The 23,899-nt window shown below is 52.3% G+C and carries 16 protein-coding genes; 10 read left to right on the top strand and 6 right to left on the bottom strand.

Features of this window, described 5'->3' with window-relative positions:
• Positions 1-23: 23 nt before the first annotated feature.
• The gene (greA, locus tag ACQY6F_RS00465; RefSeq protein ID WP_428771349.1) at positions 24-497 is read right to left on the bottom strand and encodes a transcription elongation factor GreA; all 474 of its coding nucleotides are present in this window, start codon (positions 495-497) and stop codon (positions 24-26) included.
• A 532-nt stretch (positions 498-1,029) separates the two neighbouring features.
• Between greA and ACQY6F_RS00470 the strand changes: the two genes are divergently transcribed.
• Together ACQY6F_RS00470 and dacB are read left to right on the top strand one after the other, a co-directional pair.
• Entirely contained in the window at positions 1,030-2,043 is a 1,014-nt protein-coding gene (locus ACQY6F_RS00470) for a porin (protein ID WP_428771351.1), read from the top strand.
• Between the two features lie 149 nt (positions 2,044-2,192).
• Positions 2,193-3,644 carry a serine-type D-Ala-D-Ala carboxypeptidase gene (gene dacB, locus ACQY6F_RS00475; protein ID WP_428771353.1) on the top strand — a complete coding sequence of 484 codons (1,452 nt, stop codon included), beginning with the start codon at positions 2,193-2,195 and terminating at the stop codon, positions 3,642-3,644.
• Here the strand turns inward: dacB and ACQY6F_RS00480 are convergent.
• On the bottom strand, positions 3,605-4,450 hold the full coding sequence (locus tag ACQY6F_RS00480) for a magnesium transporter (RefSeq protein WP_428771355.1): 846 nt from the start codon (positions 4,448-4,450) through the stop codon (positions 3,605-3,607). The genes dacB and ACQY6F_RS00480 overlap by 40 nt on opposite strands.
• A gap of 395 nt (positions 4,451-4,845) precedes the next feature.
• On the opposite strand from ACQY6F_RS00480, the gene ACQY6F_RS00485 reads away from it, so the two are divergent.
• Positions 4,846-5,253 (top strand): YbaN family protein, encoded by a 408-nt coding sequence (locus ACQY6F_RS00485; RefSeq protein WP_428771357.1) that lies wholly within the window; start codon positions 4,846-4,848, stop codon positions 5,251-5,253.
• A 33-nt stretch (positions 5,254-5,286) separates the two neighbouring features.
• On the opposite strand, the gene tyrS is transcribed toward ACQY6F_RS00485, so the two are convergent.
• Positions 5,287-6,474 carry a tyrosine--tRNA ligase gene (gene tyrS / locus ACQY6F_RS00490; RefSeq protein ID WP_428771359.1) on the bottom strand — a complete coding sequence of 396 codons (1,188 nt, stop codon included), beginning with the start codon at positions 6,472-6,474 and terminating at the stop codon, positions 5,287-5,289.
• 129 nt (positions 6,475-6,603) lie between these two features.
• Here tyrS and ACQY6F_RS00495 point away from each other — a divergent pair, with 129 nt between their 5' ends.
• Complete coding sequence (locus ACQY6F_RS00495) at positions 6,604-7,899, top strand: peptidoglycan DD-metalloendopeptidase family protein (protein WP_428771361.1); 1,296 nt, start codon at positions 6,604-6,606, stop codon at positions 7,897-7,899.
• A 114-nt stretch (positions 7,900-8,013) separates the two neighbouring features.
• Here ACQY6F_RS00495 and ACQY6F_RS00500 read toward each other — a convergent pair whose 3' ends face one another.
• From ACQY6F_RS00500 to erpA, 3 genes are all read right to left on the bottom strand, one after another.
• Entirely contained in the window at positions 8,014-11,211 is a 3,198-nt protein-coding gene (locus tag ACQY6F_RS00500) for an efflux RND transporter permease subunit (RefSeq protein ID WP_428771363.1), read from the bottom strand.
• 9 nt (positions 11,212-11,220) lie between these two features.
• Entirely contained in the window at positions 11,221-12,315 is a 1,095-nt protein-coding gene (locus ACQY6F_RS00505) for an efflux RND transporter periplasmic adaptor subunit (RefSeq protein ID WP_428771365.1), read from the bottom strand.
• 89 nt (positions 12,316-12,404) lie between these two features.
• Positions 12,405-12,746 (bottom strand): iron-sulfur cluster insertion protein ErpA, encoded by a 342-nt coding sequence (gene erpA / locus ACQY6F_RS00510; protein WP_428771367.1) that lies wholly within the window; start codon positions 12,744-12,746, stop codon positions 12,405-12,407.
• A 280-nt stretch (positions 12,747-13,026) separates the two neighbouring features.
• Between erpA and hemL the strand changes: the two genes are divergently transcribed.
• The 6 genes from hemL to ACQY6F_RS00540 all read left to right on the top strand — a co-directional run bounded on the left by hemL (position 13,027) and on the right by ACQY6F_RS00540 (position 23,897).
• On the top strand, positions 13,027-14,316 hold the full coding sequence (gene hemL / locus ACQY6F_RS00515; RefSeq protein ID WP_428771369.1) for a glutamate-1-semialdehyde 2,1-aminomutase: 1,290 nt from the start codon (positions 13,027-13,029) through the stop codon (positions 14,314-14,316).
• Between the two features lie 192 nt (positions 14,317-14,508).
• Positions 14,509-15,594, top strand: a complete 1,086-nt coding sequence (locus ACQY6F_RS00520; RefSeq protein ID WP_428771371.1) for an AI-2E family transporter — start codon at positions 14,509-14,511, stop codon at positions 15,592-15,594.
• A gap of 75 nt (positions 15,595-15,669) precedes the next feature.
• Positions 15,670-16,695 (top strand): 16S rRNA (guanine(1207)-N(2))-methyltransferase RsmC, encoded by a 1,026-nt coding sequence (gene rsmC / locus ACQY6F_RS00525; protein WP_428771373.1) that lies wholly within the window; start codon positions 15,670-15,672, stop codon positions 16,693-16,695.
• 193 nt (positions 16,696-16,888) lie between these two features.
• Entirely contained in the window at positions 16,889-20,272 is a 3,384-nt protein-coding gene (locus ACQY6F_RS00530; RefSeq protein ID WP_428771375.1) for a response regulator, read from the top strand.
• A gap of 793 nt (positions 20,273-21,065) precedes the next feature.
• On the top strand, positions 21,066-22,736 hold the full coding sequence (locus ACQY6F_RS00535; RefSeq protein WP_428771377.1) for an ABC transporter substrate-binding protein: 1,671 nt from the start codon (positions 21,066-21,068) through the stop codon (positions 22,734-22,736).
• 171 nt (positions 22,737-22,907) lie between these two features.
• Positions 22,908-23,897 (top strand): ABC transporter permease, encoded by a 990-nt coding sequence (locus tag ACQY6F_RS00540; protein ID WP_428771379.1) that lies wholly within the window; start codon positions 22,908-22,910, stop codon positions 23,895-23,897.
• Positions 23,898-23,899 lie beyond the last annotated feature (2 nt).

The following is a 23,899-nucleotide window of genomic DNA, read 5'->3' on the forward strand; positions in this document are numbered from 1 at the left end:
TTTATTGGAACTAGCTGACGAAATTACAGGTATTCTACCCGATCGATTTCAAAATCACGCTCACCACCAGGGGTCACAATCTGTACTTCATCGCCTTCCATTTTACCGATCAGACCACGGGCAATTGGAGAGCTGACAGAGATCAAGCCGGCTTTAATATCCGCTTCATCATCACCGACGATCTGGTAGGTTTTCTCTTCATCGGTATCAATATCAATCAGAGTCACAGTTGAACCGAAAATCACTTTACCGGTGTTTTCCATCTTGGCAACGTCAATTACCTGGGCAACCGACAGCTTGTACTCAATATCACGGATCTGCGCTTCACAGATCCCCTGCTCTTCACGCGCAGCGTGATATTCAGCGTTTTCTTTCAAGTCGCCCAATTCACGTGCTTCCGCAATTGCTTCGGAAATTTTTGGACGAAGCTTTAGTAGTTGGTCGAGTTCTTCACGCAGTTTCTTTTCACCGCGTATAGTCATTGGGACTTTTTCCATTGTATACCTCTATGCCAAAGCGTACTTTGGACAAAACAAAACTACCTAATCGCGAGGATTAGGTAGTGCATGAATGTATTTATTTGTTCTAGTGTAAACAAACTTTAGGACGAAATCACCACAATTTGTCTTGGTCTGTTTTTGATCAACCTTAACTGAATACAGCGCAGATGCAAACCATAAAAAGCCCAAAAAACAACCAATAGATTATCTAATTATTTCTAAATAAATCTAAAACCGCCACATAAGCACCCGATTGCAATAATTCACCAATACCGACTTAATATCAACAAGTTAACTAACAAGCAATCATCAATAAAACATCATTCAAAATCAATATTTATATCATTTTACTATCAGTCGATGAAACTTTGCCTGTAAAACGGTGGTCGAGCAGACGGGCATCTTATTACCGTATCTCTATGAATCAACGGGATAAATTAAACAAAGCTACGGACTGCCCATGCGGCTTAGCACAATATCCTGGCTTTGCCGTCATGATATTCAGGACAGCATAATAGGACTTAATACAATGAAAAAAACTCTGATTTCTCTGGCAGTTGCCACACTGGCTACTGGCGCCCAAGCAGCAACCGTTTACAGCCAAGACGGCACTGAACTGACCGTTGGCGGCCGCGCCGAATTCCGTGGCGATTTTGGTGGAAAAACCTCTGGTGAAAAAATCGACGGCACCATGCAGAACAACAGCCGTTTCCGCCTCAATGTTGGTGGTACCACTGAGATCACCGAAGCGCTAAGCGGTTTTGGTTTCTACGAAGCAGAACAGGGCGTGAAATCCTCTGCTGATAATGAATCAACTAAAGATTTCAAACAGCGTTACCTGTTTGCCGGTCTGAAGAGCGAAATGGGCGCGGTGTCGTTCGGTCGCCAGGATACTGCGGCGGTACAGATTTCACAAATGTCTGACGTCACCACATTTACCGGTGCACAGAAAGAGTTCATCAACGCAGGTAACGAGCAGATCAACAACACCATCCTGTACACTGGTGAGTTTGATGCTCTGACAGTAAAAGCCAGCTACATTGCCGGTGAAGAAAAACACACTGACGGTTACGGCGTTTCTGGTATCTACCGTCTGCCTTTCGGTCTGGGTATTGGTCTGGGTTACTCTGCCAACGACAATAACGACGGTAACGGTAATAAAGACGGTAAGTCACAAGCAACAATTGCTGGTCTGAACTACACCTTTGACGCCCTGTACCTGGGTGCAACCTACACCAAAGGTGATATTAACGACAAAGCCAACCAAGAGTTCGAAGGTATGGAATTCGCGGCGATCTATGCTTTCACTGATGCTTTCTCGCTGAAGGGGGCTTACCAGAACACTGAAATCAAAGATGGTGGCGTGAAATACAACGCGACGGATTTCTTTGAACTGACTGGTGACTACGCGTTTAACAAAAACCTGAACGCCTATATGTCTTACCTGATCAACAACCTGGATAAAGAAGACATCGCTTATGTAACTACTCCAGCGTATGACGTTGAAAACACCCTGCGTCTGGGCCTGAAGTACAGCTTCTAAGCATTCAGACTCAACTCGATTCCACTGCATACAGAGCCCGCTGCGCGGGCTCTTTTTTATCGTCTATCGCTTTGTTGCCCTTATTCACACGGTATGTACGTGCTAACATAAACCTTAGGCTAGACGACTATCAGATTTAATGGGTTACCATGTTCAAATCACTGCGACACTTACTGATCCCACTCTCCGTGATGAGTTCCCTGCCGGCTGCGGCACAATACTCCCCATTGGATGCCCTGCCTTCGGGAAGCCGCAGCACCTTAGTTGTCGAGCAGCTGGAATCCGGCCAGACACTGCTCACCGAAGGTGACGCCAACCAGCTGTTCCCGCCTGCCAGTACCCTAAAACTGGTTACCGCCCTGGCCGCTAAGCTAGAGTTAGGCGACGAGTTTCGCTTCCAGACCCGTCTGTTCAAAAACCAGCATGACCTTATTTTCGAATTTGGCGGAGACCCGACATTAATGCGCGCCGATCTGGAGCAGATGCTGCGCACCGCCCGCAAGTCAGGTTTAAAACAGATTAAAGGTGATATCTGGCTGGATAATAGCGCTTTCGGCGGTTATGACCGCGCCGTCGGCTGGCCCTGGGACATTCTCGGTGTCTGTTACAGCGCACCCGCCACCAGTATCAGTCTGGATGGTAACTGTGTAAATGGCTCTATTGCCAGCCAGCCAGACGGCACTACCCGCGTTTACGTGCCGGAGCATTTTCCTATACATGCCTCCACTGTTGCGGTCAGCGTCAGCGAAACTGAACAGCAGGCGAACAAATGCGATCTGGAGCTTGTCACCCAGCCGAACAACCAGTATCAGCTGCAAGGCTGCCTGGTCAAACGGGATAAACCGCTACCGCTGAAATTTGCGGTGCAGGATCCTGGCCGCTATACCCAGCGCACCCTGTACAGCCTGCTGCGTCAAATGGGTATTGAACTGCAAGGCGAAATAAAAATCGGCAGACCGACCCACGGCAAGCGGCAGTTGATCGTCAGCCACTCCTCGGCCCCTCTGCCAGAGTTGTTGCAGCAGATGCTGCAGGATTCCGACAACCTGATTGCGGACAGCTTAACCAAAACCCTTGGCCGACAATTTTATATCCAGCCAGGCAGTTTTCGTAACGGCACCGAAGCGATCAAACAGATCCTATTTGCCCAGGCCGGCATTGATCTCTCTGAAGCTCAGCTCGCCGATGGATCCGGCCTGTCGCGCAATAACCGGGTCAGCCGTCAGCAGATGAGCGCGGTGCTGCGTTATTTGTGGCAGAACGACACGAAACTAGGCTTGCTGGCCAAGATGCCCACTTCCGGGCTGAGCGGCACCCTGCATTATCGACGCAGCATGCGCCAGCCTGACGTCAAAGGGAAAATCATCGCCAAGAGTGGCTCTGTCTATGGCAGTTACAATATGGCTGGATTCGGCCTTGATCAACAAGGCCGGCCCAATGTGCTGTTCGTTCAGTTTGTCAGCGAATACCATCCGCCCGAAAAACAGCTCGGCGACACGGCATCAGTGGCGCCGATCACCCGGTTTGAGAATGCGTTTTACCAGGATGTAGTGGCCTTTTCTCAGCGTAAGCCTAGAAACGCATTAACCACCGAAAAATAGATCCACATTCCTGAAATATCGACGATAGACGCCAGCACGGGACTGACCAGTACGGCAGGGTCGAGCTGGCAAGCCCGGGCGATAATTGGTAACACACCGCCTAAAGTCGTGGAGATTGACACCTGTATAAACAGCGCCACCGCAATAGCCAGCGCGATCATGTGCAGGTCAAAGCCGGCACTGCTGCTCTCAGGGCTGAATAACAGGATCCGGGCCACCATGACAGCGGCAATGGCCAGAGCCAGGCACAAAGCAACCCGGCTCTCTTTCCACACCACCGCCAGCCACTGCCTTTTTCGCAGTTCACCGGTCGCCAGAGCCCGTATCACCAGCGTCGCCGCCTGCGAACCGGTATTGCCGCCGGCAGCCGCAATCACCGGCATATAAACCGCCAACAATACCAACTGGCTTAAGGTATCTTCGTAACCGGCAATAATAATCCCCGAGACGATGCCCAGCAGGGCCAGTGCGATGATCCAGCCGATGCGCTGTTTAACATGCTGCAATACGCTGGTTTCCAGGTAACCACTGGCGGTTTCTACCTCAGAATGGATCAAGCCCAGTTGGTGGGCAAAATGGCGTGCCCGTTTGTCCTCTCCCAACAGTTCCAGGTTGGCCAGCAAGCTGTGCACATAGCCAACAGAGCAGTGATTGAGTATCGCCACCGCCTCTTCAATCGGCATCACCTTCAGCAACTTCAATTGCTGGTCGAGATCGTGGTGCAAAAACGCCTTACGCGCCGCACCGATTTCAGCCACTGAATAGCGGCCAGATGTTTCAGAATAAGTTTTGCTCATTACCGACATGGCGAATCTCCCGATTGGCAATAGGTAACGACCATCAAATGACCTATACCGCAACACAGACAGCGTCTAAGCCGATGTGGCTGATTGGGTCATTGTGAACTAGCGTTGCAGGAGAAAAACAACTTGAAGAGGTGCAAAAGAGAAAGGGGCACTCTACCACTTGGTAGAGCCAAAGATCGCCAATACCGAAGCGGGTTATTTCTCTCCCTTGATACTAGGGGGATGGTCGGTATTGTTCATAAAAATCTCCGGATATACTGCCAAACTGACAGCGGGCGCGAGTGTAGCAAATTCCAGCGGCAACTTCAGCCATTTTTGTCTTGGTGCGGAAAAACTTGGCGAACCAGCAACTTACCACCATACTAACTGAGTACAGAGCAAAGGAAATCAACCCGATGACAGACAAACCGCGCCGGACCAGAGAACAGATCAAGCGCAAAGGCTACCTGTGTGTGGGCTGGACCTGTGTGATCCTCGGCAGTATTGGCGTCACCGTACCGCTGCTGCCGACCGTACCATTTATTCTGCTGGCACTATACTGTTTTGGTGTCGCCTCACCCAAGTTCCAGCAGTGGCTGCTGAACCATCCCCGCCTTGGCCCAATCGCCAGCCGGCTAAAACAGAATCAGGGATTAACCTGGCGAGAAAAATGGCAGTCACTGCTGCTGATTTGGCTCTCGATGGGCAGTGTGTTCTATTTCGTCGCGTTAGGCACCCATTGGCAATACGCCATTATCGCCCTGCTGATCTTCGAAACCTGGTTTATCCTGCGTTATAAAACCTGCACAAAAAAAGCGCCCTGAGGCGCTTTTTGATTTAGCTCGAGATCCACTGAGTTAAGCGATGGTGATACGGGCAAATTTACGTTTACCAACCTGGAACACATAGGTGCCGGCTGCTGGGGTAAGTTTAGCGTCAGCGATTTTTTCACCGTCGATCTTCGCCGCCCCCTGCTTCACCATCCGCATCGCGTCTGAAGTGGAGCCACACAGGCCGGCATCTTTCAGCAGGTTGCTGACCGGAATACCGGCGGCAAAGCTGAATTCTGGCATTTCATCTGGGATCGCGCCTTTCTGGAAGCGGTTGATGAACTCCTGCTCAGCGGCATCGGCATCGGCTTCACTGTGATAACGGGCAATGATCTCTTTCGCCAGCAGGATCTTAATATCACGCGGGTTTTTACCGTTAGCTACTTCATGTTTAAACTGTTCGATCTCATCCAGCGTGCGGAAAGAGAGCAGTTCATAGTAGCTCCACATCAGGTCGTCGGAGATAGACATCAGCTTACCGAACATCTCACCCGGGGCTTCATTGATACCGATGTAGTTGTTGGCCGATTTGGACATTTTCTTCTCGCCGTCCAGGCCAACCAGCAGTGGCATCATCAATACCACCTGAGGCTTCTGGCCGCTCGATTTCTGCAGTTCGCGCCCCATCAGCAGGTTGAATTTCTGGTCGGTACCGCCCAGCTCAACGTCAGTTTCCATCGCGACCGAATCGTAGCCCTGAAGCAGCGGGTACATAAATTCGTGAATCGCAATCGGCTGACCGCCTGCATAGCGCTTCTTAAAATCATCCCGTTCCAGCATACGGGCCACGGTCTGATTGGCCGCCAGACGGATCATACCTTCAGCGCCAAGCTCAGACAGCCACTCGGAGTTAAACTGGATCTTAGTCTTAGCCGGGTCAAGGATCTTGAACACCTGCTGTTTATAGGTTTCCGCATTGCGCAGCACATCTTCACGGGTCAGAGGTGGACGAGTGCTGTTTTTGCCCGTCGGATCGCCGACCATCCCAGTGAAGTCACCGATCAGGAACGTCACGTCGTGACCGAGTGCCTGGAAGGTACGCAGCTTATTAAGAATGACGGTGTGGCCAAGGTGAATATCAGGTGCGGTTGGATCGGCGCCCAGCTTAATTCGCAGTGGACGGCCTTCTTCTAGCTTTTTGATCAGTTCTTCTTCAGGGATCAGTTCTTCAACACCACGCTTGATCTCGGCCAGTGCTGCTTCAATACTCGCCATTCTTGTTCACTCCCGCAAATTGGCAAAAATATAATGGTTGGACATATTACTTGAATAGCGATGCTTTTTGAAACCAGTTAGACTAATCAGTCCGCTATTTTTATTTTAATTTATGTAACGAACTCCAAGATGTTAGCTATTTTCGCACGATTACCATGGATTCACCGAGTACTGATGGCTCTGTTTAGTGCCCTGATAGTCGTGGCGCTGTTTTTTCTTCCCGACCCAAACGACCTGAGAGAAGAAAAAAACCACTATCAAGTGGGCCGCCTTTATCCACTGGCTATTGACCCAACCGCATTGAGCGTCAGTCAACCGATCGAAGACGATGCGTTACTGGACTGGAAACGATATACCATAGGCAATGGTGAAAGTGCTGCGGTACTTTTTCAGCGTATCGGTTTGTCTTCCCGTTTACTGTATCAGCTCACCTCCAGCAGCAAAGAGATCGAGCAGCAGCTCACTCGGCTCCGGCCTGGTGACGTGCTGGAATTTGGTTTCAACAGCAATCAAGAGTTAGTTCAGTTACGCCGTCCGCTCAACGCTTATGAGACGGTACTGATCACCAAAAGTGGCGACAGTTACCGTTATAGCGTCGATGCCAAAGAGGTCTATTACCAATACAACTATGCCGAAGCGACCATCAGCTCCAACTTCTGGAATTCCGGTATTTCAGCCGGACTGACTGCCAATCAGATCATGGAACTGGCTGGTATTTTTGGCTGGGATATCGACTTTGCCCTTGATATTCGCCAGGGCGACCAGTTCAAGATGCTCTATCAGGAGCAGGTGGTCGAAGGCGAAGTGATCGGCCGCGGAAAAATCATTGCCGCTGAATTTACTAACCAGGGCGAGACTTTCAAGGCGATTCTCGACGATCACAGCGGCAACTACTATGACCAGAACGGCCGTGCGATGAAAAAAGCCTTCCTGCGTTCACCGGTGGATTTCCGTCGCGTCTCATCCAATTTCAATCCGCGTCGTAAACATCCGGTGACAGGAAAAGTACGCCCACACCGCGGCACGGATTATGCTGCCCCGGTCGGTACGCCGATATGGGCCGCGGGTGACGGTATCGTACAACAGGCCAGCTACAACCAGTACAATGGTAACTATGTGTTTATTCGTCACAGTAACACTTACATCACTAAGTACCTGCACTTAAAACGCCGCTCGGTGAAAACCGGTCAGCGGGTTAAGCAGGGGCAAGTGATTGGTACGCTTGGCGGAACCGGTCGTGTTACCGGTCCTCACCTGCATTATGAGTTCCTGGTCAATGGCGTGCACAAAAACCCGCGCACAGTCAAACTACCGCAATCTAAGTCACTGACTGGAAAAGCGAAACAGACTTTTCTTGCCAATGCAGAACGGCGCCTGGGTGAACTGGATCGCTATGGCAAGCTGCTGTTTGCCCGCGCGGACTAGCCCGACTCACGCCAGGCAATGCCCCAGCGGTGCGGCCCATGAGCTCCACTCACGTAAATACATCAGCCCACCGTTTGGTGGGCTGATTCGTATTCACTGGGGGTGATTGCTAATTCAGCTGGCTTTCGCTTCCGGTGCTGAATTGTCGCTGAGCTGAGGTCGGTTATCGTCAGTGGCATGAGTATTTTCTGCCAACGACTTCTCTTCGGTGGCTTGCTCGCTCTCCTGCTCCAGGTGATGGCTTTTACCTAACATCAACAGACATGGGGTCAAAACCAGGGTCAGTACAGTGGCAAACGCCAGCCCACCGGCAACCGCTGTGGCCAGTTGCGACCACCACTGAGTGCTCGGAGCCCCGAACTCGACCCGCTGATTGATCAGATCGATATTCATCTCCAGCACCATAGGCAACAAACCTAATATAGTGGTGATGGTGGTCAGCATGACCGGACGCAAACGCTGCACCCCGGTTCGCAGGATCGCTTCGCGCTTATCCAGTCCGCGCCTTAACAACTGGTTGTACGTATCGATCAAAACGATATTGTTATTGACCACAATCCCCGCCAGAGCAATCACGCCAATACCGGACATGATCACGCCAAACGGTTTCTGGAAAATCAGCAGCCCGGCAAATACACCAACGGTAGAAAACAGCACCGCACTTAAGATCAAAAACGCCTGGTAAAAGCTGTTGAACTGGGTGATCAGGATCAGTGCCATCACCGCCAGAGCCACCACAAACGCTTTGGTCAAAAATGCCGACGAGTGTTCTTGCTCTTCATTCTGGCCACGAATGCGGAACTCCACCCCGAACGGCAATCCCAGTTCATTCAGCGCTTCGGTCACTTTAGGCAGTTCCAGTGCCAAGTTATACCCTTCCGCCATATCGGCCATAATTTTGGTCACCCGCTGGCCGTCAATACGGCGAATGGTGTCCTGCTTGTGGTTGGGGATAATATCGGCAAAGTTGGTGATCGGTACCAGACCGGCAGCGGTCTTGACTCTCAGTTCATCAAAACGGCCGATATCACGCTTGTTTTCCGGGTAGCGCACCAGAATATCCACCTCTTCGGTGGAATCGTCCGGCAGATAGTCACCAATTTTCAGTCCGTTAGTGACAAACTGAACCGTATTCCCCACTAAGGTGGCATCGGCGGCAAAACGGGATGCATCGTCACGGCGAATATCAATCTGCCAGTCTATGCCCTCTTTACTGGAGGTATCGCTCAGATTGACAAAGGCCGGATAATTATCCGCCCAGTGCCGTACCTGCTTGGCGGCGGCATCGAGCTGACTGTTGTCTCGCGAGGACATTTCGATCACCAGATCATGTTCAACCGGCGGTCCGGCTTCAGGGAACTTGTACTCGATCTCTACCCCGGCAAATTTATCCGTCGCCTGCTTAAGTTCGTCGATAATGGTTTTGACTTTACGCCGGTACTGCCAGTCGACCGGGGTAATTTGGATCTGTCCGATCTGGTCGTCACCGCCGGTGCGGGTATAGACGCTTTCAAACTCTTCATGCCCCAGCATCACCTGCTCGATATCGCGCATCAGGCTATCTTTTTCGTAAATCGACAAGTCACCGTACGAGCGGACTTTGACGGTGAAAAACGGCGGATCCACTTCCGGGAAAAACTCCATCCCTAGCCCGGCTTTAAAGTAAGCCGTGCCGATCGCCACCGCCAGTAAAACGGCACTGAGGAAAATTTTAATCGGGTGGCGAATCGCCACAGACAGCGTCAGATAATAGAGTCGGGTAATGCCTTTTGCTTTGGAAAAATCGCCCTCGTGCAGCGCTACCATCTCAGCCCGGTTCTGCGCGCTGACATTCTGCGGCCGGCCGATGATCCCGCCCAGCACCGGTACAAACAGCAGCGCCATCACCAGCGAAGCGGTCAGGGTCGCGATCAGGGTCAGCGGCAGGAACTTCATAAATTCGCCGGTAATGTCCGGCCAGAACAGCAGCGGCGCAAAAGCCGCCAAAGTAGTGGCGGTTGAAGCGGTGATTGGCCAGGCCATGCGCTTAGCCGCATCCCGATAGGCCTGGCGACGCGGCATGCCTTCCTGCATCCGCCGGTCAGCAAATTCTGTCACCACGATCGCGCCGTCCACCAACATGCCGACCGCCATGATCAATGAAAACAGCACCACGATATTGACCGTCAGGCCAAACACTGACAGCACCAGCAGACCGGTCAGAAACGATCCGGGTATCGAAATCCCTACCAATAGGGCGGTGCGAACTCCCAGGATCGCGATGATAACGATCACCACCAGGATGATCGCTGACAGAATGTTATTCTGCAGGTCGTTGAGCATGATCCGGACATCTTTCGACTGATCCAGGGTGTATTTTACCCGCAGGTTGTTGGGCCAGTCTTCGCGCAGCTGGGCCTGTTCCAGTACCGCTTTCACCAGTTCAACGGTTTCAATGATGTTCTCACCGGCGCGCTTTTTGATGTCCAGCACGACTGCCGATTCCCCTTCCAGGCGGGCAAAACTCTCCGGATCGCGAAAGGCGCGCCGGACTGTGGCGACATCCCCGAATGTGATCACCTGTTTACCATCGACTTTAACCGGCAGATCCAGCACGTCTTTCAGCGAGTCGAACACCGAAGGCACTTTGACCGAGAAACGGCCATAGCCGGTGTCGACGAATCCCGCCGCCACCACCCGGTTATTCAGCGCGATCAGGTTATAAATATCCGCCTGATCCAGGCCATAGCTTTCCATCAATAGCGGGTCGACGATGATTTCGACGATATCTTCCCGGTCGCCAGCGATATCCACTTCCAGCACCTGGCGGTAGCTCTCCAGTTTATCGCGCAGCTGACGGGCGATCTGCACCACGGTGCGCTCCGGCACAGTACCATACAGCACCGCGGATAACACCGGCTCGGCCGAAGCGAGAGTGACTTCATTGACGGTGGGTTCGTCACTGTCCTGGGGCAGTTTCGCTTTGGCCAGATCCACCGCTTCGCGGACATCGGTCATCGCTTTATTGAGATCGGTGCCGACGTTGAACTCCAGCATCACCGACGCATGGCCTTCCGACGCCGTTGAGGTCATCTCTTTCACCCCTTCGATCGAGCGCAGTTCATGTTCGATCGGCCTGACCAACAGGCGTTCGGCATCGGCCGGAGATATCCCCTGATGGCCGACGGACACGTAGATAATCGGAATGGTGATGTCCGGGCTGGACTCTTTGGGAATGGTCAGATAGGTGCCGATGCCGGCGATCAGGATCAGCACCAGCAAGGTCATCATGGTACGAGTACGGGACAATGCGGCGTCGATTAATGCGTACATAACGCCTCCCTACTCGGTCTGTGCAGCGGTTTGATTGATCGCAATCACCTGGTCACCATCGCGGACAAAGCCCTGACCGACGGTAATGATGTCCACCTTTTCGCCCAGACCAGTCAGCCATACGCCATCCTGTTCTGCTTTCACCAGCTGGATCGGTACAAAATGAACCCGGTCCTTTTGCAGTGTCTTAACGCCAAGGTTACCGACATCGTCCAGCGCCAGCATCGACGGCGTGATTTTGACCGCCAGCTGTTGCTGCAGGTTCAGCGCCACTTCGGTACTGATCCCGGCGGGTATCCGCTGCTCTGGGTTCGCCACTTCGACTTCGATCGGGAAGGTATTGGTGGCCGGTGAAGAGACCCGCGAGATGTAACGCAACCGGCCGGTTTCGCTGGCTCCATCAAGAAAACGGACCTGCGCCGATTGCCCCAGGCGCAGTTCCTGGATATGGCGCTCGCTGACATCGGCATCGATGGCGATTTTTTTCAGGTCGATCAGTTTGGCTACCGGGTCGCCCACCCCGACAAAATCGCCCCGTTCGATAAACAGGTGATCGACAATACCATCAAAGGGGGCTTTAACCTGAGTATTGCTTATCGCTTGTCTGGCCGTCGCGACACTGGCCCGCGCTTCGACTAACGCCGCCTGGGCGTTGGCAAACGCCACTTCCCCTTGCAGACCACGACTTTTTAACGACTGGGCGGCGTTAAATTCTTTCTCTTTCACTTTGCGCATCGCCACGGCCCGCTCTAGCTGGATGGCCAGATCCGCCTGGTCGATTTCGGCGATCACGTCGCCCTGTTGCACTGCTTGGCCTTTTTCTACTCGCAAGGTAATGATTTTCCCAGCGATTTCGGCACCAAGCTGCGCCTGTTTGTCCGGACTGGTTCGTCCGTAAAGCGTGATGACTCGGTCTGTGGGCTGGGCAATGAAGGTTTGATAGGAGACTTTAGCCAGCGGCACCGGCTGTTTGGCATTGGGCGGGGCACTTTCCTCAGCCTTGAGGGCCCCTAATCCTAGCCATAGTGACAGGATGATGACTAATAGCAGGGAGACTATCCAGGGTCGCTGACTGAGCGCTCCGAAAGGAGAGAATCTAAACATGGGCAATCCTTTTGCATTTTATTACGTCACATCCTAATACGTAATTGGTTGCAGTTAGTGTGATACTAACTGCATTTCGTCATATTAAATCAGACACTAAATGAGGCTCCGCAGCCACAAGTTGTTGTTGCATTTGGATTATTGACAAAGAACCGCGCCCCTTCCAGACCTTCAGTGTAATCGACCACACCACCGATCAGGTATTGCAGGCTCATAGGGTCAACCACCAGGGTGACACCGCTGTTGACTATGGTGGTATCCCCCTCATTGACGTTTTCGTCGAACGTAAAGCCGTATTGGAAACCGCTGCATCCGCCGCCTGTGATGTAGACGCGCAATTTTAACGCCGGATTTTCCTCTTCGGCGATCAGCGCTTGAACCCGCGTAGCTGCGGCATCTGAAAAAGTTAATGGTACGTTGACTTCGCTCACGACGACCTCTCTCATTAGTATTCTTGTCTCTGGCAGACCCTGGTTCAGGTTGCAACCGGACAATTTGCTGTCTTTATTTATGACGTTGATTATCTAATACCTGACTGGCGCGTTCAAGTATTCACCACAGCCAAAGCATCAATAAGCGCTTTTTGCTGAAATTTATCCTCCATTTGGGGTAAGAAAATGCCATTCTGTGCTGTCTGGCATTTCTAGTTGATTCTCTGATAGGTACAATGCTGGCCAAATTGGTCCTAGCAATCAAAATGAGGGAATTTCAATGACCAAATCAGCAGAGCTTTATCAAAAGGCGCAGCAAACCATTCCAGGTGGTGTTAACTCGCCAGTTCGTGCCTTTAATGGCGTAGGTGGCTCACCTGTCTTCATCGACCGAGCTGACGGCCCGCTGATTTTTGATGCTGATGGCAAAGCGTATATCGATTATGTCGGTTCCTGGGGGCCGATGGTGCTGGGTCACAACCATGCCGTTATCCGCGATGCGGTTATCAAGGCAGCGCAGCGTGGCCTGAGCTTTGGCGCTCCAACCGAAACTGAAATCACCATGGCCGAACTGGTTTCTGAACTGGTGCCTTCCATGGAACAAGTGCGTATGGTCAGCTCCGGTACAGAAGCGACCATGAGCGCAATCCGTCTGGCGCGTGGCTTCACCGGCCGTGACAAGATCATCAAGTTTGAAGGCTGCTATCACGGCCACGCTGACAGCCTGCTGGTTAAAGCGGGTTCCGGAGCCCTGACTCTGGGTCAGCCAAGTTCTCCGGGCGTACCTGCTGATTTCGCTAAATACACGCTGACCGCAACTTTCAATGATCTGGATTCAGTGCGTGAGCTGTTCGCCGCCAACCCGGGTGAGATTGCCTGTATTATCGTTGAGCCGGTAGCGGGCAACATGAACTGTATTCCACCGGTTGAAGGCTTCCACGAAGGGCTGCGTGAAATCTGTGATCAAGAAGGCGCACTGCTGATTTTTGATGAAGTAATGACTGGTTTCCGTGTTGCTCTGGGCGGTGCGCAAGCGTACTACAACATCAAACCGGACCTGACGACCTTAGGCAAAATCATCGGCGGCGGCATGCCAGTTGGCGCATTCGGCGGCCGCAAAGAAGTGATGCAGTACATCGCACCGACCGGTCCTGTCTATCAGGCGGGTACGCTGTCGGGCAACCCAGTTGCCATGGCTGCTGGTTACGCCTGTCTGAGCGTGCTGAGAGAAGCTGGCAATGAAGAGCGTCTGGCGGCAAAAACCAAACAACTGGCCGACGGCTTTAAAGAGCTGGCAGCTAAACACGGTATTCCACTGGTTGTCCACCAGGTGGGCGGCATGTTTGGCTTCTTCTTTACCGACCAGGAGCGCGTTACTTGCTACGAAGATGTGGCGAAATGCGACGTAGAACGCTTCAAGCGCTTCTTCCACCTGATGCTGGACCACGGCATCTACCTGGCACCGTCGGCGTTTGAAGCCAGCTTTACTTCTCTGGCGCACGGACCAAAAGAGATCGAAGCGACCCTGGAAGCGGCAGACCGCTGTTTTGCCACTCTGGCAAGCGAGTAACAGACTTCCCCTGTTGCTAACTTTGCAAAGGCTGCTTCGGCAGCCTTTTTTGTTGCCATTCGCCTGTAACCATGGTCAGGCTTACCATCTGTCCAATCGGTCAGCTTGGTGGACAAACTACCGTTGTTGATTGATTTACAAGAATTTTGGCGCCATTATTAATTCAATTCTTCGACCACCCGGATTGAAAGCGTGCCCGACAACATCAAAATTACCTCCAGCCACTGGATACTGATCATCGCTCTGCTGGCGGCAGGTCTTGCCTGCTACTTGTTGCTCGAACCCTATATCAACTCCATCGTGATGGCGTTTATCATTTCACTGTTGATGTTCCCGATTCACAACTGGTTTGACAGCCGGCTACCTAAATCGCCCAACGTCTCAGCATTACTGTCATGTGTTGTGCTGACGTTTATTATCGTCATTCCGCTGCTGTTTGTGTTTGGTGCCATCGTCCAGCAAGGCTCCTCCTTTGCCCAAGACCTGTATCACTGGGTTACCAATGGCGGTATTCAGACGCTGTTCGAGCACCCCTGGGTGGTAAAAGCGCTGTCACTGGTCAACAGTTATCTGCCATTTGAGGATGTCGCCCCGCAGGATATCGCCAAGAAACTGGCTCAGCTGGCCACGTCGCTCGGCAGTAACCTGGTGGGTATCAGCGCCAAGATCCTCGGCGATGCCACCAGCTTTTTGGTTAACTTTTTCCTGATGTTGTTTGTGCTGTTTTTCCTGCTGCGCGACCACGAGAGCATCATTGCCGCCATTAGGCACATACTGCCTCTATCCCGCAGTCAGGAAGACAAGTTGCTGGACGAGATCGAGCAGGTGTCGAAATCTGCGGTGATGGGTTCATTTCTGACCGCCATTGCGCAAGGTGCCGCCGGCGGGCTGGGAATGTGGCTGGCCGGTTTCCCAGGCCTGTTCTGGGGCACCATGATGGGATTTGCGTCCTTTATCCCGGTGGTCGGTACCGCGCTGATATGGATTCCGGCCGCCGGTTATCTGCTGCTCACCGGTGAAACTGGCTGGGCGACCTTTCTCGCCATCTGGAGTATTGCGGTAGTCGGCTCGATAGACAACCTACTGCGACCGCTGCTGATGCAGGGGGGAGCCGGTATGAATACCCTGATGATCTTCTTCTCGCTGTTGGGCGGGATCCACCTGTTTGGCCTGATCGGCCTGATCTACGGGCCGTTAATCTTTGCCATTACCATGGTGCTATTTCATATCTACGAAGAAGAATTCCAGGGCTTTCTGGACCGTCAGGATAAAAGATAACCTTAGTGTCACAAGGCGCTTCAAGCCGGGAGAGGATTGTGCGAGAATCCTCTCTTTTACAAATGTGAGTTCAGCATGTCAGCCTATACCGCCCCCAGTCAAATCACTCAGCGACAGTTCGACTATTTCGCCGGAAAACATGTCCTGGTGGCCGGAGAAGTGGAAGATCTGCTGCCGCTGGAGCTGACCGAACACGCCGCATCGGTCTCGATATTTACCACCCACTATGGCTACGCCCGCCGCCTGACCGGCAACAGCAAGTTGCAATGCTATTTTGGCGCCGAGTTCACGGCAGAAACCCAGGCCGATATGCTGCTGCTTTACTGGCCCAAAGCAAAAGCCGAAGCGGAATACCTGCTGGCGATGCTGCTGGCCAGACTCGGTCCCGGCTGTGAAGTGGTGGTAGTGGGAGAAAACCGCTCAGGGGTTAAGAGCATTGAGAAGATGTTTCAACCCTACGGCAGGATTAATAAATACGACTCTGCACGTCGTTGTTCATTTTACTGGGGCGAATGCAGCCAGGTGCCACAGCCGTTCGTGCTGGAGCAGTGGTTCAAGCGCTACCAAGTCCAGTACGGCGAGCATCAGATAGAAGTGAAAAGCCTGCCGGGCGTGTTCAGCCACGGCGAGTTCGACCTCGGCAGCCAGTTGTTGCTGGACAGCCTGCCACCACTGAGCGGTAAAGTCCTTGATTTTGGCTGTGGAGCCGGTGTACTGGGTGCGGTGATGGCGAAACTGAACCCCGACATAGAGCTGCAGATGTGCGATATCAGCGCCCTGGCCGTCGCATCCAGCCAACAGACATTGGCGGCCAACGGTTTATCCGGCACAGTATTCGCTTCCGATGTCTATTCCGATACCGCTGACGACTATCAGGCGATTGTCAGCAATCCGCCGTTTCATTCCGGCCTCGAAACCAGTTACAGCGCCACCGAAACCCTGCTGGCGGATGCTCCACGCTTTTTGGCACCGAAGGGGCAGCTGTTTATCGTCGCCAACAGTTTTCTCAAATATCCGCCGATCATCGAACAGGCCTTTTCTAATTGCGAGACGCTAAATAAGACCAACAAGTTCGCTATATATCACGCGAAGAATCGCTAATCAGCGCAACTACCGCGGTATTTTGCCGCCAACCATGGCGCTGAGAGGCTAAAATTGCGCCTTCCTGCACGCTTTATATCTGACTTACTTGTCAAAGAGAAAAAACTAAGTAACGTGGTGTTCAAAATCGTTATCCTGTTTAACTGAGGCATCCCAGGATGCCTGCCTGACCACGGAAAGCCATACCACGGTTATGTTCAGCATTCGTCGCAAACAACGCTTCAAACGCCTGCAAAATACTCTGATGCTGGCGTTTTTAGTATTGAGCATCACGCCAGTCACCATCATCGCCCTGTTTTTTCTCCATTCGCACAGTAAAGATCTGCAGGAACAGAGTACCTCTCACCTGACCTCGTTACGCGACAGTAAGCAGCAGCAGGTGACGGATTACCTGTATGCCAAGAAGTCAGAAGTACTGGGGTTCGTCCGTTCAGAACTGGCCTTTGCCAGCGGCGGGCGATTTTACGGCCTGGTGAATGCGTTTCGTAACCTGGGAGAAGATATCGAACAGGCGCGGCAGAATGCCCAGCAACGCTACCTCTTAGGCAGCGGCGATAAAATTCAGACCTCCGTGTTACCGGAATCCAGCGTATTTAATGGTACCGAGCGCTATCGGCTGCTGCATAAACGCTACCACTGGGCTTATCAGGAACTGCTGAAACGATCCGATTTTGACGATATTCTGCTGGTCGACCGGCAGGGCAATGTCACTTACTCGATCTATAAGCACGACAATTTTGGCACCAACCTGGTCAGCGGTCAGTACCGCAACTCCAACCTGGGCCAGACCTTTCAAACCCTGACCCAGTTAATGGAAAACCAGCAACAGGGCAATGAAGACTATACCCCGGTGATCCTGTCCGACTTCCAGCAGGAAAACGGCAAAGTGGTCGCCTGGCTGGGCGCCCCGATCATCCAGCAGGGCTACCTGCATAGCTACGCCCTGTTCCGGTTACCGAACAATGGCATCAGCAAGCTGGTTGCCGATAACAATAAGGAGCCACTGCGTTCGATCCTGGTCGGCGACGACTACCTGTCGCGCACTCTGGCCTACGACCAGCAAGAGATAGACAAAAGCATCGCAGTCATCGATCAGGCGCTGAATGGCGTCGCTTCGGTAGGCACCTATATCAATACGGTCGGTGAAAAGATCATCGCCGCTTATACGCCGATCAGCGTCGAGGGAATTGACTGGGCGTTAGTAGTGGAACTACCAGAAAAACAAGCGTTTGCCCGGGTGAATCAACTGCAGACCATTTTTATTGTCGCGATGTTAATCGCGATTGTGCTGGTATTTATCGCCTCTCACTACCTGTCCAACTTTATCACCGCCCCACTACTGAAACTGACCTGGGCCGCCGAGAAAGTCTCTGCCGGCGACCTGGACGAAACGGTGATCAATACCGAACGCAAGGATGAAATCGGCCGGCTGGCGGTCAGTTTTGAACGTATGCAGCGCTCGATCAGAGAAAAAATCAACCTGATTAAACAGCAAAACGGTGAGCTGGAAAACAACCTGCAGCTGATCCGTAAGCAGAATGAAGAGCTGCAACTGGCCAACAAGCTGAAAGACGAATTCCTCGCCACCACCTCCCATGAGCTGCGCACGCCGCTGCACGGCATGGTCGGCATCGCCCAGGCACTGGTGTCCGGCGCCAATGGCCCGATCAGCGTAGAGCACAAGTACCAGCTCGACATTATTATTAACAGCGGCCAGCGACTGGCCAATCTGGTGGACGATCTGCTCGACTACCACAAAATGCGCTACGGTAACCTCGACATCCATCCACAAGCTGTAGACTTATCCGCCGCGACCGGATTGGTGCTCGAACTGTCGGCCCATCTGCTCGGTGGTAAGCCGCTGCGGATCATCAATCAGATCGCCGAGCAGAAGATCTGGGTCGCCGCCGATCCCCAGCGCCTGGAGCAGGTGCTGTACAACCTGGTCGGTAATGCAATCAAATACACCAGTGAAGGCAAGATCGTCATCTCTGCGCAGCAGGTCGACGACATGATTCGGGTCCAGGTGGTCGATACCGGCCAGGGCATTCCCGCGGAACAGTTAGAACACATTTTCGAGCCGCTGATCCAGGCCGGCAACGACGCCAGCCGATATCGCCAGGGCGCGGGGCTGGGGCTTTCCATCAGCCGTCAGCTGATTGAACTGATGCAGGGGTCGCTGTATGTCAGTAGCCAACCGCTGGTCGGAACCACTTTCAGCTTTACCCTGCCACTGGCCAGCGAAAAACAGATAACCAAGGCCCGCCACAGTAACAGTCATCACTTTGAAGTGCCGGACCTCAGCCTGGTCGATCTACCTGAACCGGATGATCTGCCGGAAAACCCCGACGGTCCGTTGCTGCTGGTGGCAGATGATGAGCCGGTTAACCTGCGCGTGCTCGACTGCTTCCTGCGCATGGAAGGTTACCGGGTGCGTACCGCCAAAGACGGCCCGGAAACGCTAACCATGATCGAGCAGGAACCGCCCCAGTTGCTGCTGCTCGACGTCATGATGCCGGGCATGAGCGGCTATCAGGTATGTGAGCAGTTACGTCAGCGCTTTGATCTCGCTACGCTGCCGATCATCATGTTAACCGCCCTCAATCAGCCGGAGGACCGTATCCGCGGCTTTGATGCAGGTGCCAATGATTATCTGTCGAAACCGTTTAACAAGCAGGAACTGGCAGCCCGTATCCAGGCCCATCTGACCGCCAGCAAGGCTGAACTGCGCCGACAGGAAAACCAGCTGTTGCAGCAGGAGCTGAAGCAGCGCGCCCGGGTGGAAGCCAGCTTACTCGAAACCCAGGGTCGATTGCTGGAGCAGTTAGACTCCGCCCCGGAAGCGATCATCTGCCTGCACGAGGATAATAAGATTCGCTATAGCAATGAAGCGGCAGCGAGACTGTTTAAACGCAATCAGGAACAGCTGAAACGTTCGGCGGCCGATGAACTGATCGCCCCTAAATACCTCAATATCAACCAGCCGCACTATTGCGGCAACATCGATGTATTTATTGATAATATTCGTCAATCTGTGCCGAGCGATGTGCTGACCATGCCGCCTGAATCCGGCATGAAAACCCTGTATATCTTTAATGTTGGTGGTGGTGCCAATGTCAGCCGAATCAATGAACTGGAAACTGCGATCGAAGCCCTGTCGAGCTATGCATTTGAAGGGGATCGAGCCAAGCTGCAACAGCTGAAAGAGCTGGGGGGGGAGTTTACCCGCCTGGCCGATAAAGTCTCGGGTAACAGCAAATCCAAGCAGGATATGATGCGCGAGGTACTGGTTGACGCCATGACCAACGCCTTGCAGTACTGGGAAAGGGTCACCGGTCAAACCAAATTTGATTTTGCCGAAAACAGCGGGCTGTGGCGGGTTTACCTAGACCGCAGCACGCTGCAAACCCGCACGCTGGATAAATACCTGCGGGTGGAAACCCTGCCGAAAACGCCGCGCTGGCGAACCGTTCTAAGCAGCCTGGACTACATTCTCGACCACTGCAATGAACAGAGCCCGGAGCGCAGTCATATCGAAACGCTGCGCGACCAGCTGCAACACCTGTTAACCAGCTAAACGTCCTACGACGCAATCCATTCCCTCAGCCGTACCCGCTTAAAGCGGGTACTTTTTTAGCCACACTTTCCCTTTCAGCGTCCAGCCTCAGTTGCAGCCTGTCAAACCAAGGGTGGCCGTTACGCCCAGGACATCAAAAAGTACGCTGTAACCAGACGTACAGGCAACCCTTAGCTCATTCAATACGGCAGCATGTTTCTGCCAGTAGGACATGGTTAACACACTTATTTGACCTCAAAAAACAACCTCATCATAGCCGCGGTCAATCCTCCTCAGGCAGGCCGAATAAAACGTTATTCTGTGTTCCACAGCGGCTTTTATGACAGAATTAATTCAGTTTGCGATTATAATCACAACAATCCGTCAGTTTTTATTTTTATCAAAAAACAACCCTGCCCGGCTGCTAGTGATCCGGATCGCTCAATTTAGAATTCGATAAAAACCCCAACAAACAAATAAACACAAAAGATAGTAAGTACTTACATATAGATAATAGATCGTGCCGATAGGTATTTCATCAATAACGAATATTATTGATAAAGCATTCACTTAACTGATGGTTTTTTACGTTTTTTACGGAGTTGTCACCGGTTTTGACGTTTTTAACGGGATGGGAAATTGATAATTTTCTGTTTCGGGTGTTTTCTTACCCTTGCCTAAGGCCTACAGGCCACTCAATCGACTTAGTCCCTCCGGCTAGGTTGGCATTATTGAGGTAGGTCTTAGAGAGTGTTTATCAATTGATGACATTCATATCCACAAGTGAAATGAAAGCAATTAGTAAGGAACAGCTATGCTTGCCAATATTAAAAAAACAGCTCTATCGCTAGCCGTAGTAGCGGCAGTGACCAGTGTCGCGGCTCCAGCAGCAGCACGTAGTGAGCTAACAGTAGTACCTGATTTCTACCCGACTATGGTACGTAACTTCAACCCGTACCTGGCAACCAACCTGCGTACCACCACAGACTTCATTTACGAACCGCTGGTCGTATTCAATGAAATGCACGGCAACACGCCAGTCATGCGCCTGGCCGAAAGCTTCCGCATGTCAGACGATCTGATGAGCGTCACTTTTGACGTTCGTAAAGGCGTAAAATGGTCAGATGGTGAGGCGTTTGACGCCAACGACATAGTGTTCTCATACCAGTTACTGAAAGATAAACCTGAACTTGACCAGCGCGGTATCAACAAGTGGGTTACCAGTGTTGAAAAGCTGAACGACTACCAGGTTCGTTTCCGTCTGAGCGAAGCCAACTCAAACGTGCCGTATGAAATCTCACTGGTGCCAATCGTCGCGCAGCACGTTTGGAGCAAAGTTGACGATCCAACGACTTTCACCAATGAAAACCCGGTTGGTACCGGACCGTTCACCGAAATCGACACCTTTACTCCACAACTTTACATTCAGTGCCGCAACCCGAACTACTGGGATAACGACAACCTGGAAGTAGACTGTCTGCGCGTGCCGCAAATCGCCAACAACGACCAGCTGCTGGGTAAAATCGTTAACTCTGAACTGGACTGGACGTCTTCATTCGTTCCTGACATTGACCGTACCTACGCTGCAGCGAGTCCTAGCCATCAGTACTGGTACCCGCCATCAGGTACTCAGGCGTTTGTGGTGAACTTCAAAAACCCGGATTCAGCGAAAAACGAAGCGCTGACCAACGTTGATTTCCGTCGCGCGTTCTCTATGGCACTGGATCGTCAGACTATCATCGACATCGCGTTCTACGGCGGCGGTACCGTGAATGACTTCGCATCTGGCCTGGGCTACGCATTTGAAGCCTGGTCTGATGAAGCGACCCACAACAAGTACAAAGGTTACAACACCTACAATGTTGAAGGCGCGAAGCAACTGCTGGCGAAAGCGGGCTTCAAAGACGTTAACAAAGACGGCTTTGTCGACACGCCATCTGGCAAGCCTTTTGAGCTGCTGATCCAATCACCGAACGGCTGGACCGACTTTAACAACACGGTACAACTGGCGGTTGAACAGCTCGCTGAAGTGGGCATCAAAGCCAAAGCGCGTACACCTGAATTTGCCGTGTACAACCAGGCAATGCTGGAAGGTAGCTATGATGTCGCCTACACCAACTACTTCCACGGTGCTGACCCGCATCTTTACTGGAACAGTGCATACAACTCTGCCCTGCAGGGCGGTGAAGGTATGCCTCGCTTCGCGATGCACTTCTACAAGAATGACAAGCTGGATAACCTGCTAGATAGCTTCTACAAAACCGCTGATAAGAATGAGCAGATGGAAATCGCTCACGGTATTCAGAAGATCATCGCCGCAGACCAGGTGACCATCCCGGTAATGTCAGGTGCTTACATGTACCAGTACAACACCAAGCGCTTCACCGGTTGGTGGAACGAAGAAAATCCTAAGGGCCGTCCAAATATCTGGGCTGGCATCCCTGAGCGTCTGCTACATGTTCTGGACCTGAAACCAGTTAAGTAAGCATTCACTTCACGCGGCGCACACTCCGTGCGCCGCACACTCTCCCCTTCTTGTTGTTATTCAAGATATGGCGCCCGTCGTCAGGGGATTGTTCGCACTCAATTTAGTACTTTCGCTGCAAGCGACCTGAAACCAGAAACAGGAAATATCTGGGCGAGTAAGGTGTGAGTTATGGGTTATTTTTTAAGACGATTGTCGTTCTATTTTGTCGCACTGCTGGTAGCAGCGACTTTAAATTTTATTATTCCACGCGCGATGCCGGGCGACCCGGTAACCATGATGTTTGCCAATGCCACCGCTCAGGTTACGCCGGAACGCATTGAAGCAATGAAACAACTGCTTGGTTTTGTCGAAGACCAGAACATTTTCCAGCAGTACTTAACGTACATGCAAAGTATCCTCAGTTGGGAGTTGGGTACCTCGATTAAATTCTATCCGCTCAGCGTTAACGACCTGCTGGGCAGCGCATTCGGCTGGTCACTGTTCCTGGCAGGCACCGCGGTCGTGCTCTCCTTCTCGATCGGTTCGATTCTGGGTATTTTTGCCGCCTGGAAACGCGGTAGCAAATACGACGCCTTTGTCACTCCTGGCATGTTGATTCTGCAGGCGGTACCTCAGGTGGTTATTGCCATGATCGCCCTGTTTACCTTTGCCATCGGCCTGAAATGGTTCCCGACCGGCTACGCCTATACCGCCGGTACTGTGCCGGACTGGACCGACTGGCAATTTATCAAAGACGTGGCTTACCACGCCGTATTGCCTCTGGTCTGTGCCTCTATCGTCCAGATCGGCGGCTTCCTGGTCAATATGCGTAACAACATGATCAACCTGCTGGCGGAAGACTACATCACTATGGCCAAAGGCAAAGGTTTGAGCGAAAACCGGGTGGTATTCAACTACGCGGCCCGTAACGCGCTGCTGCCTAGCGTCACCGCTCTGTCCATGTCGTTGGGTATGGCCATCGGTGGTCAGCTGATCATCGAAATCATCTTTAACTATCCGGGTCTCGGTACGGTACTGTTTAACGCCATCAACGCCCGTGACTATCAGGTGCTGCAAGGTCAGCTACTGATCATGACCCTGTTTATGCTGTTCTTTAACCTTGTCGCCGACATGTTGTATGTCGTACTCGATCCTCGCCTACGCAAGGGAGGGAAATAATC

It is taken from the genome of Vibrio sp. (assembly GCF_050299255.1).
Taxonomy (GTDB): domain Bacteria; phylum Pseudomonadota; class Gammaproteobacteria; order Enterobacterales; family Vibrionaceae; genus Vibrio.